Origin of the sequence: Bacillus sp. FSL W8-0640 (assembly GCF_038007725.1) — a bacterium.
Classification (GTDB): domain Bacteria; phylum Bacillota; class Bacilli; order Bacillales; family Bacillaceae_G; genus Bacillus_A; species Bacillus_A cereus.
Genome location: NZ_JBBOXT010000001.1, coordinates 1,446,798 through 1,461,333, shown reverse-complemented (window position 1 = coordinate 1,461,333; position 14,536 = coordinate 1,446,798). Strand labels below are relative to the sequence as shown.

Genomic DNA, 14,536 nt, shown 5'->3' with positions numbered 1-14,536 from the left:
GAAAATTTCCCCCCTCTATCAGAAATTGTCCCCTCGTGATAAATTATATAAAAAATAAAAACTAGGACACTATCATGATATAATACGCTCATGCACAGGTCAATATCATACTACTCATAATAATAAGAACTTTCTGTTTATTGCGAGTTTCCCCATTTCTCTTCCAACATCACCATTATATTTTTTATATGCGCATGAATAACTTCTCTTTTTGCTTGATCACTAAATTGTTCTAACGCTAATGAAGGAAACCAAAATAAATCTCCCTGTAACTCTTGCATATCCTCTTTCCATGAAAAATCACTTGTAACATAAGCAATATGCTTAAAACCTTCACTTCGTAAATGATTTGTCCATTCTTGCAAACGACCTTTTTCATTCTTTTGACTTTCTACCAAATACGTAAACGCAGGCAGTAAAAGCACTCTTCCTTTATACTCTCTTTCCAATTCCGTGCTCAACAATTCGATAAATTCACCTTGTTCTACAACCATTTTCATTTCTTTTGCTGCCGAAATTGATAACAGCGGTATTACTCCTGTATCAACATACTCTCTTGCTTGCTCAAACTGTTCTACATCTTTTACAATCCACTTCAAATCCCTTCCCTCCTTCACTTGCAAATGACAGAACTTTCACTTTATATATATTAAACCACACTAAAAGAGGTAAAAAAAGAAAAACTACCCAATATAGGTAGTTTTTCTTTATAAAAGTCTGAAATTTGTAAAAATTAATTAATCCAAATAAATTCTATAAAGTCTTTAACTCTGCCGTTAATCTATGAAACGCTTCCTTATCTTGCTTATCTAACGCTTCATCAATTTGTTTCAAAAGGCGTTCTCTCCTAAACGAAAATACACTTTCTTCCAAAAACCTTTCTGCAAGTAAACGATCTTTTTCATTTACTTCAATATGCTTTGGTAGATATGGGTTTTCTTCTAATACAGCTACATAATTCGCATTTTGAAACGATGATTTAAAGTTGAGTTGAATATAAATATCCTCATCTCGATTTAAACGAATATCATGAAACGATTTTTCAGCATCTGTTGTCATAACATTTTGTTTAAAAAAGTGAAACGGTGTGTCTTTCACACAATTCGCTGACATCACTAAGCCACGCGGACAATATTTTGCATGCTCTACGAAGTGGACTTTATGCATCAATTGGTCGTGACTCATTAAATAATTCAGAATCCATACACATTCACGCTGTTTCAGTTGGTAATTATTCAAAAACCATTTTACAAAATCCTTCTTCTCGTTTACAGAAACAGGGGTATTCATAGCAATTAAGTCCCTCCTCTGTCTTTCTCTTTTCTTTTTAGATTCAAGAAGCGGCATTCAGTTTCCTTCCAACTTATGAAAAATCCTCTAAATTATATAACAATTCTTCAATATGAATTTGTGTCGGGTCTAGTTGTAATAACTGGGTAAATACTTCTTTCGCCTCTTTTCGTTTTCCTTCTTCCAATAAGAAATAACCGTACTCTTCTAAGAAGTCTGGATGATTCTTAAAAGAAGTATATGCACTTTCATAGTGTTTTAATGCATCCGAATACATTTCTAATTGTTTTTTTGCATACGCAAGATCCCAAAGTAGTTGTGTATCTGGTTCTCCACTATCAATAGCACGCTCTACAATTGCAATTAACTCTTCGTACTTTTCTTGTTCTTTTAAGATATATGCATATTTTAATGTTGCACCTAAATGCCCTGGATCTAACTCAAGCGCTTTTTGAAGAACTTCCTCTGCTTCTACTATTTTCCCTAATTTCGCCGCAATGTTCGCTAACTCTACATAAAATGGAACTGAAAGCTCATCTACTTTAATTCCTTCATGAAGCGTTTCATAGCTTTCTTGAAGCATTCCTTCTTTTTCATAGCTTTTCGCTAAATACATGTACAGTGATGCGTACTCAGGGTCTAATTCTTTTAGTTCTTGCCAAGCACCAATTGCTCTCTGATATTCTTCACCTTGGTATAATGTAAAGGCATATCCAAATAATGAGTGAATATCTTTTTGTTCCTCTAGGCCTGCTTCATAATAAGAAATCGCTTCTTCCCAGTTTCCGATCGCGCTTAACGTTTCTGCGAGGCGAAGTGCGATCACAACACCACCCATTACTTTATGTTCCGCTAATAGCGATTCATAATAAGTAATTGCCTTTTGTTCTTCACCTTTACTACTATATAATTCTGCTAACCCAAACGTAATAACAGGTTCATCAGGCATCATTTCTTTCGCCTTTAATAGTTTTTGCTCTGCTACATCATCAAAACCTTGCATTTGGAATAAATCTGCAACAAGTAATAACGATTGAACATATAAATCGTCATTTTCTGGAATATCATGAAGCACTTCAATCGCTTCATCTTCTTTATCTAGATCAATATATAATTCTGCTAAAAATACAGTGAATTCACTTTCTTCTGGATACAGTAAACGTAAGTCTTCAGTAATTGCTAATGCCTCATCTGTAAATCCAAGCGTATGATAGTAACGAGCGATATCATACTTCTCTTCATCATTCGCAATTTTTAATTGTTCTTTTAATAATTGTAATCCTTTTTCCGCTTCACCATTTTCAATATATGAAACAGCTTGTTCAAACTTTTGCATAAACGTCTCCTTTAATTCTAAAAAATATTCTCTTCTGTTCATTTATCATAAGCAACTCACTGTTAGAACGCAACCTTTAGAATGAGCATACTTCTTCTTATACTTCTTCTTACAGAGTAGTTAATTGTTCAAAAGGTTCGGATATGACACCGATACCTTACCATCATCTTCTATTGTACCGCTTTCTTTTATGACCGTGCAAATAACTTCTCTCACTAATTATCGAGCCATACAAACCGTGGTTTACAGAATAACTTAATTAGCAGTCTTCAACCTTTATTTTGAATGCGATAAAAAAGGCTCCTATACTAGGAGCCTTCACAATCTCTTAAGAATATGTTTCTTCTTTCTGTACTTGCTCATTTACAAGCTCTTTCAGCAACTCTATAATTTCATCATTTTCTTCCTTCAAACCGACAGTAATACGAATACCATCATCGATACCAAATGCAGCACCAGAACGAACGATATATCCTTTTTTCATTAATCGTTCGAAAGCTTCATTACCCGGTATACCAAGTTTTAAGAAAATGAAATTTGTTTGGGATGGATAATAGAATACGTTATATTCTTTACAAAATGCATAATACTGATTTAAACCTTCAGCATTCTTTTGCACACAATCTTGTAAAAAGGCTTGATCTTCTAATGCAGCGAGTGCTACAGATTGGGCTACAGTTGATGTATTGAATGGTAACCTAGCTACTTCTAGCTGTCCGATTAACTTCGCATCCCCAATCGCATATCCGATACGAAAAGCAGCTAAACCATATGCTTTTGAAAACGTGCGTAAAACCATAAGATTTTCATACTTTTCAAGAAGTGGTAATGTTTGCGGATAGTCTTCTGCTTCCGCGTATTCATAATATGCTTCGTCCATAATAACGAGAGCCGACTTAGGAACTGATTCTAAAAATGAAAGTAATTTTTGTTTCTCAACATATGTACCTGTTGGATTATTCGGATTACAAATCCATACAATTTTCGTTTTCTCATCTACTTGCTCTAGCATTGCATCTAAATCATGAATACCATCTTTAAGTGATACTTCACGAACTTCTGCTCCTTCAATAACAGCATGGTGATGATATTGTGAAAACGTAGGATTCGCCATTACAACGTTTGTTCCTTCATGTAGTAACGCTCGGCTAATCATTTGAATGACTTCATCTAATCCACTACCAAATAGTAGTTGTTCTGCTTTTACACCTAAATGTTCCGCTACTTTTGTCCGAAGTTCAAAGGCATATCCATCTGGATAAAGGGCATATTGGCTCGCTAAAGAAGTTAATGCTTCTGTCACACGTGCTGAACAACCGAATGGATTTTCGTTGGATGCTAATTTCACAATTTTTGATAAACCATATTCTCTTTTTACTTCTTCAATGTTTTTCCCAGGCACATACGCTCTCAAAGTTAACAATTGCTCTTTCACTCTCATTTTTCTTCCCCCAGTCATTTCATTCAATTTGATTACAATACGGTTATAGCCCCTTACTGTAATCTTTTGTCATAACCGTCACTATTACGAGAATACCTCTAAATGAGCACTTCACAGCACTTCGCTATCATTTTAAACCATATCTTTTTGAAATGCCTCTAACGCAATATGAACAGTCTCATCTGAAATAGATACGACATTCACTACCCCATATTCCTGCATAAGCACCATATGAATTGCTCCTGCATTTGCTTTCTTATCTTGTTTCATCAATTGAACGAGGCGCTCTACATTCAAATCCCTTGGCATTTTTGGATAGCCGTATTTCAAGAACCACTGCTTCATATCTTCATAAGCAAGATCAACCTTGTACACTTGCTCACTTAAAAATATGGCGAATAACATTCCAACCGCTACACCGTCACCGTGAGTAATATTTCCATACCCTAGCTCTTTTTCAAGAGCATGTCCTAACGTATGTCCAAAGTTCAAATGAGCACGTACACCCTTCTCTGTTTCATCTTGTGACACAACATTTGCCTTTACAGGAATCGCCTTCGTTAATATATGGATTAACTTCTCATCATGAAGATCCGCTAATGCTTGCACTTCTTCTTTTAACCAATGGTATAGCTCCACATCACCAATAAGAGCATGCTTTATCACCTCTGCATAACCTGAACGCCACTCTTTTTCAGGAAGAGACTGTAAAAACGGTGTATGATATACAACTGCTTCTGGCTGATGGAATGCACCAATCATATTTTTACCTAACGGATGGTTAATCGCTACTTTCCCACCCACTGCGCTATCGTGCGCTAATAAAGTTGTCGGAACCTGCACAAAGCGAATACCACGCATAAACGATGCAGCAACAAAACCAGCTAAATCTCCAATCATTCCGCCTCCAAGTGCAAGAATTAAAGAATTTCTATCTAATTTATTTTCAAGAGCTGACGTATGAGCCGCATAGAAATTTTCGAAAGACTTCTCTTTTTCGCCACTTGGTACAACAAACGAAAACACGTGCTGCTCTACTTGTAATGCATCGATAACTGTCTGTAAATGTAGTGATGCAACAGCTTCATCTGAAATGATCATTACGTTAGATACCGCTGGCTGCATATTTTGAACGATCGTTGTTAAGTTTGACAACGCTTCTTTACCAACATGTACATCATATTCTTTTGATTTCGTTTGAATATGTATGTTTCCCATTAAAATCCCCTCGCATATTCATTATGTTTCTCAATATTTTCACGAATTAGTTCCATACGATCTAATCCGAATTGTTCTATTAAAGCTGTCGCTAATTCCCAAGCCACAACCGCTTCTGCAACGACACTAGCTGCTGGCACTGCACAACTATCTGAACGTTCAATACTCGCTGTAAAAGGCTCTTTCGTATCAATATCTACACTTTGAAGAGGTTTATAAAGTGTAGGTATCGGTTTCATCACACCGCGCACAACAATTGGCATTCCAGTCGTCATACCGCCTTCTAGTCCACCTGCATTATTTGTTCTTCGTGTATATCCATGCTCCTCATCCCACAGAATTTCATCATGAACTTCACTTCCTGGTCTATGCGCTGCTTCAAAACCAATTCCAATCTCGACACCTTTAAAAGCATTAATACTCATAATTGCAGCTGCTAATTTCGCATCCAGTTTTCGATCATAATGCACGTAGCTACCTACTCCAATTGGCATCCCTTCCACAATTACTTCAACGATTCCACCAATTGAATCACCATTTGCTTTCGCATCATCAATCGCTTTCATCATTTGGTTACCAGCTTCTTCATCTAAGCAACGTACAGGAGATGCTTCTGTAATACTCTTTAATTCTTCAATTGAACTATACGTAATCTCCTTAGCTTGTACACCGCCAATTTCAATTACATGGCCCGCCACTTTAATACCAAGTTCTGCTAACACCTTTTTAGCAACCGCACCAGCAGCAACACGCACCGTCGTTTCGCGCGCTGACGAACGTTCCAGTACATTCCTCATATCTCTATGACCATATTTAATCGCACCATTTAAATCAGCATGCCCAGGCCTTGGTTTTGTCACTTTCCTTTTCATCTCTTTTTCTTCTTGCTCAGTTAAAGGCTCCGCCCCCATAATTTTTGTCCAGTGTGCAAAATCACGATTTTCAACAACAAGTGCAATAGGGGAACCTAATGTTTCTCCATGTCTAACACCACTTAAAATTTGCACTTGATCCGTTTCAATTTGCATGCGTCTACCGCGCCCATATCCCTTTTGCCTTCTAGCTAACTCTTCGTTTATATCATCTGCTACTAAAGACAATCCTGCCGGAACACCTTCTATAATCGTTGTAAGTTGTGGACCATGAGATTCACCAGCTGTAATATATCGCATACGTTATTCCTCTTTTCGTATATGTATTTATCTCACTATATTAACTTTTATCATTCTAAAAATATTAAAGAAATTATATCATAAATCGACCATTTTCTTATTCTATATTTCCGATAGGCCTAATTTAAATATCAACATATCATAACAGCTCAAACTTCGTAACTAACTGAAAATAAAAAAAGTGCAAGAAGAATACCCCTATTCTCCTTGCACTTTTTACTATTATCACAGTGATTAAAGCGTTTACAAATTATTTCAAAATAATTAGTAAATCCATTCATTCATTAATTTTGAGTAGTCAACTAATTCTTCTTCTTTAAAGAAAATAGCAATCTCGCGCTCTGCGCTTTCTAAAGAATCAGAACCATGGATAATGTTTTTCGCAACAGTTACACCGAAATCTCCACGAATTGTTCCAGGAGCTGCTTCATGTGGTCTTGTTTTCCCCATCATGTTACGCGCTGTATCTACTACACCTTCACCTTGCCATACCATTGCGAACACAGGTCCAGATGTAATAAAGTCTACTAACTCACCAAAGAAAGGTTTTTCCTTATGCTCAGCGTAGTGTTGTCCAGCAATTTCCGGAGTGACTTGCATTAATTTTGCACCAACTAATTGAAAGCCTTTTTTCTCAAAACGAGCTACAATTTCCCCAATGAAGGCACGTTGTACACCGTCTGGTTTTACCATTAGAAATGTTTTTTCCATAAAAAATCTCTCCACTTCTGAATTATGTATGTAATTGTATATCCCCACACACATATTATCACCCTTATCACAATTGTGCAATAGTTTTGAAATAGAGAGATTATTTTATTTTTTAGAATAAACATTAAAATTTTCGTTTTCCAATATACTTTGCAACATTTTGTAATGCGTACTTTGCTTTTCCACGTGGGAGTGGTTTTATTATTTCTAAAGCTTTATGTAAATAACGTTCACTAAATGCAAATGCTTGATCAATTGCTGTACTATTTTTTACAGCATCAATAATTTCTTGTATTTCACTTGCTGTTGAATTTTCATGTACAGATGTGATTTTCTGACGAAGTACTGGATCTTCCATCGCATATAAAGCAGGAAGTGTAATATTCCCTTGTAGTAAATCTCCGCCAGCAGGTTTTCCAAGTTTCTCTTCTGTAGAAACGAAGTCTAAAATGTCATCAATAATTTGATAAGACATTCCTACAAAATACCCATACCAAAATAGACGATTTACCGTATCACGATTAGCACCAGCAGCAATCGCTCCCAATTGACAACTCGCGGCAATTAATAATGCTGTTTTTCGCTTTATTCTTCTTAAATACGTTCTTAAATTTTGGTCATAATTGTATTTATCTTTAATTTGTTCAATTTCACCTTTACAGACTTCTAAAATAGTATGTGATAACGCTTGATGCGCCTCTGGAATTTCGATATTTGTTATACATTCAAGAGACTTAGCGAACAGATAGTCCCCTGTATACATCGCAATACGATCTCCCCATTTCGCATTCACAGTCGCACTGCCGCGTCGTAAAAATGCAGCATCAATAACATCATCGTGAACAAGAGAAGCCATATGAATAAGTTCTAACGCAACAGCAACATGCTTAATCGCATCTAACTTATAATCTCCAAATTTCCCTGCAAGCAACACAAATACAGGACGAATTCGTTTCCCACCAGCTTCAATAAGCTGTAATGCTGCCTCTTCTACTAATGGCTGTTCAGAAGCGACTGTCTTTTTTAATTCTTTTTCTATCACATTAATATCCGATCGTAAAAAAGAGTACATAAGTTGTAACTTCATATTGTTCACCTTAACCTAAAACTTCTTTTTTCTATTTTGATTCTGGTTTAATACCTAAATGCATCGCTGCTACCCCAAAAGTAAATGGTTTCACTTGCACACGTTCAAGTCCAGCTTGCTCAAACATTTGAGCCAATTCTTTCATCCCTGGGAACGTACTAGCAGATTCTTGAAGCCATGAATACTCTTTATAACTTTTCGCAAACATCTTTCCAAATAACGGCATGATATATTTAAAGTATAAAATATACCCTTGTCGAAAACCAATCATTGTTGGTTGAGATGTTTCTAAACAGATTACTTTTCCACCTGGTTTTACTACACGCGTCATTTCTTTTAATACGTGCATATAATCCGGTACGTTACGTAAACCAAACCCAATCGTCACATAATCAAACGTATTATCTTCAAACGGAAGTTCCATTGCATTCCCATGTAGAAGTTCTACTTGTTTTAATTGTAACGCCTCTACCTTTTGCTTACCGACAGATAACATATTTTCACTGAAGTCTAAGCCAACAACCTTTCCTTGTTCACCTACGGCTCCAGCTAGCGCAATTGTCCAATCTGCGGTTCCACAGCATACATCAAGCGCTTGACTGCCTGGTTGTACATCCATAATTCGCATCGTTTCTTTACGCCACGCTTTATGTCTTTGAAAACTAATTACAGAATTCATCACATCGTATTTATCAGAAATCTTTTCAAATACGTCATGTACTCTTTCTTCTTTTGATTGTTGCATGCTCGTACCTTCTTCCAATGTAAAATTGCTTATGTCTTCTATTTATTCCTTAACACAGAATTTATTTCATTTATGTCTGTGTGATTTTCTAAAAATTTTTTTTCTTTCTTTCTCAATTCCTTCATCCAACCATTAATCACTACTTCTGCTTTATCCCCTAAAGCATCTTGCATAGCTTGAAAAACAGGCGAATGTTGCTTATCAGCATACAATTGAATTTCTTTTTGAAGGCGATTTCCACCTAATACGTATGTGATAAATGGCTTCCAATGTGATAACTGAAAATGATCACATGTTTTTTGAAGGAGCGCAGACTCAATCATTACTATGCTTTTCATTATGTCATCCGTCGTTTCATGCGCTTTTTGGTATAACATAATTTTGTGTTCATTTATCTCTTTAATTCCTTCAGCAAGTGCACGAATTAAAACAATATCACGATTCATAGACAATAAATAATAATATAGTCCACTATAGTAATCGCCTGCAAGTACTGTTAATTGACGACATTTATGGAATTCAATCTCTTCCTCGCCTGCTTTATTTGATACCCTTTCATGCGTATCAAGCGCAATTTGTACAAGCATAATTGTTACTACGTAATGCTCAATTTGTTCTATATGTAAGTTTGCACTCTTTAAAGCACCATATAACAATGCTATCTTTTCTTCATCAATAAATGGTTCTTCAATATAGTTTATAAAGTAAGGATGGCGTAATTTCTCCATCAATTTTTCTTTTATACCCGCATACCCTCCGTAGATGTCACACACAAAAAATCACCCTTGTTTTCTAATTCATAAAACTTATTATAACACATACACTCTATTTTCTATAACCAAAACTTGGCTACACCTACCATTCATGTAAGCAATCTTTCTAATCTCACTCTGTCTAGTTAAAACTATATCATTTATTTACTAAAAAAAAAAAGAAAAGCAGTTTCCCGCTTTTCTTTACTTCGTTTTAATAAACGATAAAATTTCACTGCGCGCTGCAGCATCATTTTCAAGCACACCACGCACTGCTGTCGTTACTGTTTTCGCACCTGGTTTTTTTACACCACGCATCGTCATACACATATGTTCTGCTTCTACTACTACCATTACACCATGAGGCTCTAGTACTTCCATAATAGAGTTCGCTACTGTTGATGTAATACGTTCTTGCAGTTGTGGGCGACGTGCAATTGTATCTACGGTACGAGCTAATTTACTTAACCCTGTCACCTTTCCACCTTGCGGAATATATGCAACGTGAGCAACTCCATAGAATGGAACTAAATGATGCTCACACATCGAATAAAATGGTATATCTTTTACTAGTACAAGCTCTTCGTGATCTTCTCCGAATACTTTATGCAAATGCTCTTTCGGATCTTCATGCATACCTGAGAACACTTCTGCGTACATTTTTGCAACACGCTTTGGTGTATCAAGTACTCCCTCACGATTTGGGTCATCCCCAATCGCCTCTAAAATAAGGCGTACTGCATGTTCAATTTGTTCTAAATTAACTTTTGCCATCCGCTAGCCCTCCCGAAAACCTAAAAGTGATACGAACACATTCTAGCATATTTATGTTTTTAAAAGCAAAAAGAAGAGTTCCCAAAAAGGAAACTCTTCTTCCCTGTTAATATGTAAGGATTATTTAACCGCATCTTTTAACGCTTTACCAGGTTTGAATGCAGGTACTTTACTTGCAGCGATTTCAATCTCCTCACCTGTTTGTGGGTTACGACCTTTACGAGCCGCACGCTCACGAACTTCGAAGTTACCGAATCCGATCAGTTGTACTTTATCACCTTGTTTTAAAGCTTCTAAGATAGAATCAAAAACAGCGTCTACTGCTTTTGTTGCGTCCTTTTTAGAAAGGGAACTTGCTTCTGCAACAGCATTGATTAAATCTGTCTTGTTCATGCCATTCACCTCCTCCCAAAGATAAGACTGTATAATGATCATAAAATGAGTCTTACTTTCATTTGTAGGCAATTTTTGCAAATTCTATACTACAAAGATGTAGATAAATCATTATCAACGCCTATATTATACGATTCTCCTTTATAATTCAATATTTTTAAGGAAATTGTTACTCTGAAAATGTGAAAATCTGATGAAACTTGACAATTTACAACAATGTATTAGATAATGACTGTTTATTTTTCTATTTTATAATCAAAAAAAACAAAAAATCCCTCTACAATGAGAGGGATTTTTTCTTATAGTATAATCGCAATTAATCCGCCAGATCCTTCATTAATAATTCTTTCTAGCGTTTCTTTTAATTTATATCTAGCATTTTCTGGCATTAAAGATAATTTCGCCTGAATTCCTTCTCGAACAATCGAGCTAAGTGAACGTCCAAATATATCAGAATTCCAAATTGATAACGGGTCATCTTCAAAATCTTGCATTAAATAACGAACTAATTCTTCACTTTGCTTTTCAGTACCAATGATCGGCTCAAACGTTGACTCTACATCTACTTTAATCATATGAATAGATGGCGCTACCGCTTTTAACTTCACACCAAACCTTGAACCGTGACGAATAATTTCTGGCTCATCTAAGCTCATATCCGCTAATGCAGGCGCTGCTACACCATATCCTGTTTGCTTAACCATACGCAGTGCATCCGCCACTTGATCGTACTCTATTTTCGCATGAGATAAATCGAGCATAAGCTTTAATAAATGATCTTTCCCCCGAATTTCTACTCCTACTACTTCTTTTAAAATTTGATCATACAATTCATCTGGCGCATATAAATCAATCTCAGCCACACCTTGCCCCATATCAATGCCAGCTAGGCTCGCTCGATCAATAAATTCATATTGACTAAACTGCCAAACAACGCGATCCACATCACGAAGACGTTTTATATCCTTCACAGTTTCTTGAACTGCTTCTTGATAACTTTGACGCAACCAATGCCCTTCATTTAGCACCATTACCCAGCTCGGAAGGTTCACATTCACTTCTAATACAGGGAATTCAAATAGTGCTTCACGAAGTACATTATATACATCTGTTTCTCTTAAACTCTCCACACTCATTGCAATAACCGGGATATCATATTCTTCTGATAAACTTTGGCGTAATTGCTCTGTATCTGGATGATACGGCTGTACCGTATTAATTATCATAATGAAAGGTTTTCCTACTTCTTTCAACTCATTTACAACGCGTTCTTCTGCCTCTATATAATCTCTTCTTGGAATTTCACCAATTGTTCCATCTGTTGTAATTACAACACCAATTGTTGAATGTTCTTGAATTACTTTACGCGTGCCGATTTCTGCAGCTTCATGGAATGGAATAGGTTCTTCATACCAAGGGGTATTAATCATGCGTGGGCCATTCTCATCTTCATAGCCCTTCGCTCCAGGAACCGTATATCCAACACAATCTACTAATCGAATATTCACTTCAAGTCCTTCATCTACTTCGATAGAAACCGCTTGGTTTGGAACAAACTTCGGTTCCGTCGTCATAATTGTACGACCAGCAGCACTTTGAGGCAATTCATCCTGCGCTCTTTGACGGTCAGACTCATTCTCAATGTTTGGAATAACTACAAGTTCCATAAATTTTTTAATGAATGTTGATTTCCCTGTTCGAACAGCTCCTACAACTCCAAAATAAATATCACCGCCTGTTCGTTCTGCAATATCTTTAAAAATATCTACCTTTTCCAAGTGATTCCCTCCCTCAAAATTTTTGGGAATAATTCCGCGTTTATAGTCAACTAATACCTTCTCTAACGTTGCCTATAATATCTGATATAATATAATGGTATTCTAGAAGTTCGGACAATATATCATATAATTTTGTCCAATTTCATATGACTATTAAAAAATATCTTTTGTTTGCATCGTAAGTTGTATAACATAAAAAACCTTTCTTCTAGAACTTATTCACTAAAAGAAAGGTTCATGACTTATCATTTTAAAAAAATTGGTTCTCCATCCTTTACTGTGTACGGTAAAGAATAAGCTGGTACAAACGGGGAACCTTTCGAAAGTATATTTCGAATATCTTCTCCCTCCGTAAACTGCCCTTCATTTTTTTTCAAAGCGTCATATAAGTCGATTCTATAATCAACAAAAACTTCTCCTTTTTCATTAATTACAAAAGGAAGTCCTTTACCAGAATATGGACTTGTCACTTGTGGCACATCTTTATATCCTAGTTTTTTGAAATCCAATTCATATACACCATCTGAAATTACTTTTTTAAAAGGTGGATATTGATGTTCATCACGATACATCCTAAGCTTTAAAGATAGTTCCTGAATTTGTTCAGCCATCCTAACATCAATTAACTTTACTGTTGGATTTGTTTCAACGTCTATTAATACGTATTGATATACTCCTCCACTTTCATACGCATTCCCTGGCGCTTCTTGTATGTAACGCGGGGCAATCTGTTGAAAATCGATCGGATACTTTTGATAAATAGGTGTACTCATATCCCTCGTCTTAATTGGCAATATCCCATCATTTTGCTCCTTAAATGTCACAACAGCTTTTTGAACAACCTGTAGCTGATCTTCATAAGGAACCGCATTTTGCTTCATATTTTCTTTCGGATACAGACACCCCGTTAAAAGGCTCATACAACAAAATATTAAAATAATATGTAATTTTTTCACTAGCATCACCTTTTCATACTAATCTAATTTGCTCTGTATGTAGTATTTTCGAGACCATTCCATTTACTGCTGTACAGGTCCACTAAATACAACAAGAAAAATAACAATTCCTGACACAATCATAAGGGTGTACGCTACTAATGCTGTAATCCCTTTCAAAAATTTATTCTTTATTTTATGTCTACTTAATAAAATAAAACTTACTGCAAAAAACATAAATCCAATTGCCCCTAAAGCTAACCACATTTTCATAAGCCCTTCTGACATATACACACCCCTTTTTATCAATCTATTTTTATACTATTTTAACAAATTAAAATCTTTAAACAAATACAAAAAGAACATTTTACTACAAATTGCGAATATATAACTTTAATCAATAGGTTTTCCAGCATTTTTCACCAATCTAAGCAAAAATAAAACCGAAGCGATTGTACCTCTCGCTTCGGTTGACCAAATATGCCCAAAAACAGCTCTATTCCCATTCTTTCATGGCTATCATATGCAATCTACAAACTCTTTGTTTCTCATAATTTATTTTTTAAACATTTTGCTTAACGAGCCAAAATCTGTTGGCATATTATTATTAATAATCGCTTTTACAATTTGATCCTCTTGCTCTTTCGGCACTTCACGTCCCGCCATAAGAGCCACTTGATGAATTAATTGACGAAGTACAGTTTCATCACGTAAATTCGCATTTTGCACGGATGATGCTAATTTAAAAATATCCTCTTTATTTACTTTCGCTTCCTTCTCAATATTATTAAAAATATTATTATCCATTCTTTTCACCCTCTCCTCAAGTTACTCTTCATCCTATGCAAAAATGAAAAAATGGTGAAAAGACCCAAAAAATAAAAAAGCGACAGAAGTACAAATG

At 35.7% G+C, this 14,536-nt stretch carries 16 protein-coding genes; all 16 read right to left on the bottom strand.

All coding sequences use genetic code 11. The features are described 5' to 3' along the window. Positions 1–137 precede the first annotated feature (137 nt). Positions 138–599: a YpiF family protein gene (locus N2V80_RS07665; RefSeq protein WP_000871314.1), complete on the bottom strand. Its 462-nt coding sequence runs from the start codon at positions 597–599 to the stop codon at positions 138–140. A 154-nt stretch (positions 600–753) separates the two neighbouring features. Further along, a complete protein-coding gene (locus N2V80_RS07660) occupies positions 754–1,290 on the bottom strand; it encodes a ReoY family proteolytic degradation factor (RefSeq protein ID WP_001095925.1) in 537 nt (178 codons plus the stop codon). 73 nt (positions 1,291–1,363) lie between these two features. Continuing rightward, entirely contained in the window at positions 1,364–2,626 is a 1,263-nt protein-coding gene (locus N2V80_RS07655) for a tetratricopeptide repeat protein (RefSeq protein WP_001168671.1), read from the bottom strand. 328 nt (positions 2,627–2,954) lie between these two features. Beyond that, positions 2,955–4,067, bottom strand: coding sequence for a histidinol-phosphate transaminase (hisC, locus tag N2V80_RS07650; RefSeq protein ID WP_001264023.1), 1,113 nt, complete (start codon positions 4,065–4,067; stop codon positions 2,955–2,957). A gap of 132 nt (positions 4,068–4,199) precedes the next feature. Further along, on the bottom strand, positions 4,200–5,285 hold the full coding sequence (gene aroB, locus N2V80_RS07645; protein ID WP_061654658.1) for a 3-dehydroquinate synthase: 1,086 nt from the start codon (positions 5,283–5,285) through the stop codon (positions 4,200–4,202). After that, complete coding sequence (gene aroC, locus N2V80_RS07640; RefSeq protein WP_001269386.1) at positions 5,285–6,457, bottom strand: chorismate synthase; 1,173 nt, start codon at positions 6,455–6,457, stop codon at positions 5,285–5,287. Before aroC ends, aroB begins: the two co-directional genes overlap by 1 nt. Positions 6,458–6,721: 264 nt before the next feature. Next, a complete protein-coding gene (ndk, locus tag N2V80_RS07635) occupies positions 6,722–7,168 on the bottom strand; it encodes a nucleoside-diphosphate kinase (RefSeq protein ID WP_000415883.1) in 447 nt (148 codons plus the stop codon). Between the two features lie 124 nt (positions 7,169–7,292). Further along, positions 7,293–8,255, bottom strand: coding sequence for a heptaprenyl diphosphate synthase component II (hepT, locus tag N2V80_RS07630; RefSeq protein WP_000776076.1), 963 nt, complete (start codon positions 8,253–8,255; stop codon positions 7,293–7,295). Positions 8,256–8,286: 31 nt separating this feature from the next. Then, positions 8,287–9,000 (bottom strand): 2-heptaprenyl-1,4-naphthoquinone methyltransferase, encoded by a 714-nt coding sequence (menG, locus tag N2V80_RS07625; protein ID WP_001187674.1) that lies wholly within the window; start codon positions 8,998–9,000, stop codon positions 8,287–8,289. Positions 9,001–9,038: 38 nt separating this feature from the next. Beyond that, positions 9,039–9,773, bottom strand: a complete 735-nt coding sequence (locus tag N2V80_RS07620; protein ID WP_061654657.1) for a heptaprenyl diphosphate synthase component 1 — start codon at positions 9,771–9,773, stop codon at positions 9,039–9,041. A 183-nt stretch (positions 9,774–9,956) separates the two neighbouring features. Continuing rightward, positions 9,957–10,526, bottom strand: coding sequence for a GTP cyclohydrolase I FolE (gene folE / locus N2V80_RS07615; protein ID WP_001151482.1), 570 nt, complete (start codon positions 10,524–10,526; stop codon positions 9,957–9,959). Between the two features lie 120 nt (positions 10,527–10,646). Then, complete coding sequence (locus N2V80_RS07610; RefSeq protein WP_001043860.1) at positions 10,647–10,919, bottom strand: HU family DNA-binding protein; 273 nt, start codon at positions 10,917–10,919, stop codon at positions 10,647–10,649. Between the two features lie 299 nt (positions 10,920–11,218). Continuing rightward, entirely contained in the window at positions 11,219–12,697 is a 1,479-nt protein-coding gene (gene spoIVA, locus N2V80_RS07605) for a stage IV sporulation protein A (RefSeq protein WP_000416519.1), read from the bottom strand. Between the two features lie 245 nt (positions 12,698–12,942). Beyond that, positions 12,943–13,653, bottom strand: coding sequence for a hypothetical protein (locus N2V80_RS07600; RefSeq protein WP_000733112.1), 711 nt, complete (start codon positions 13,651–13,653; stop codon positions 12,943–12,945). 63 nt (positions 13,654–13,716) lie between these two features. Continuing rightward, positions 13,717–13,920 carry a DUF2768 domain-containing protein gene (locus N2V80_RS07595; RefSeq protein ID WP_001289004.1) on the bottom strand — a complete coding sequence of 68 codons (204 nt, stop codon included), beginning with the start codon at positions 13,918–13,920 and terminating at the stop codon, positions 13,717–13,719. A 267-nt stretch (positions 13,921–14,187) separates the two neighbouring features. Further along, positions 14,188–14,439 (bottom strand): stage VI sporulation protein F, encoded by a 252-nt coding sequence (locus N2V80_RS07590; protein ID WP_000369754.1) that lies wholly within the window; start codon positions 14,437–14,439, stop codon positions 14,188–14,190. Between the last annotated feature and the right edge of the window lie 97 nt (positions 14,440–14,536).

Excerpts from the sequence above, each read along its gene's own strand:
- aroB (WP_061654658.1), bottom strand. The coding sequence starts at position 5,285 with ATGGGAAACATACATATTCAAACGAAATCAAAAGAATATGATGTACAT.
- hepT (WP_000776076.1), bottom strand. The coding sequence starts at position 8,255 with ATGAAGTTACAACTTATGTACTCTTTTTTACGATCGGATATTAATGTG.
- N2V80_RS07590 (WP_000369754.1), bottom strand. The coding sequence starts at position 14,439 with ATGGATAATAATATTTTTAATAATATTGAGAAGGAAGCGAAAGTAAAT.
- N2V80_RS07610 (WP_001043860.1), bottom strand. The coding sequence starts at position 10,919 with ATGAACAAGACAGATTTAATCAATGCTGTTGCAGAAGCAAGTTCCCTT.
- N2V80_RS07660 (WP_001095925.1), bottom strand. The coding sequence starts at position 1,290 with ATGAATACCCCTGTTTCTGTAAACGAGAAGAAGGATTTTGTAAAATGG.
- ndk (WP_000415883.1), bottom strand. The coding sequence starts at position 7,168 with ATGGAAAAAACATTTCTAATGGTAAAACCAGACGGTGTACAACGTGCC.
- aroC (WP_001269386.1), bottom strand. The coding sequence starts at position 6,457 with ATGCGATATATTACAGCTGGTGAATCTCATGGTCCACAACTTACAACG.
- folE (WP_001151482.1), bottom strand. The coding sequence starts at position 10,526 with ATGGCAAAAGTTAATTTAGAACAAATTGAACATGCAGTACGCCTTATT.
- menG (WP_001187674.1), bottom strand. The coding sequence starts at position 9,000 with ATGCAACAATCAAAAGAAGAAAGAGTACATGACGTATTTGAAAAGATT.
- hisC (WP_001264023.1), bottom strand. The coding sequence starts at position 4,067 with ATGAGAGTGAAAGAGCAATTGTTAACTTTGAGAGCGTATGTGCCTGGG.
- N2V80_RS07655 (WP_001168671.1), bottom strand. The coding sequence starts at position 2,626 with ATGCAAAAGTTTGAACAAGCTGTTTCATATATTGAAAATGGTGAAGCG.
- N2V80_RS07595 (WP_001289004.1), bottom strand. The coding sequence starts at position 13,920 with ATGTCAGAAGGGCTTATGAAAATGTGGTTAGCTTTAGGGGCAATTGGA.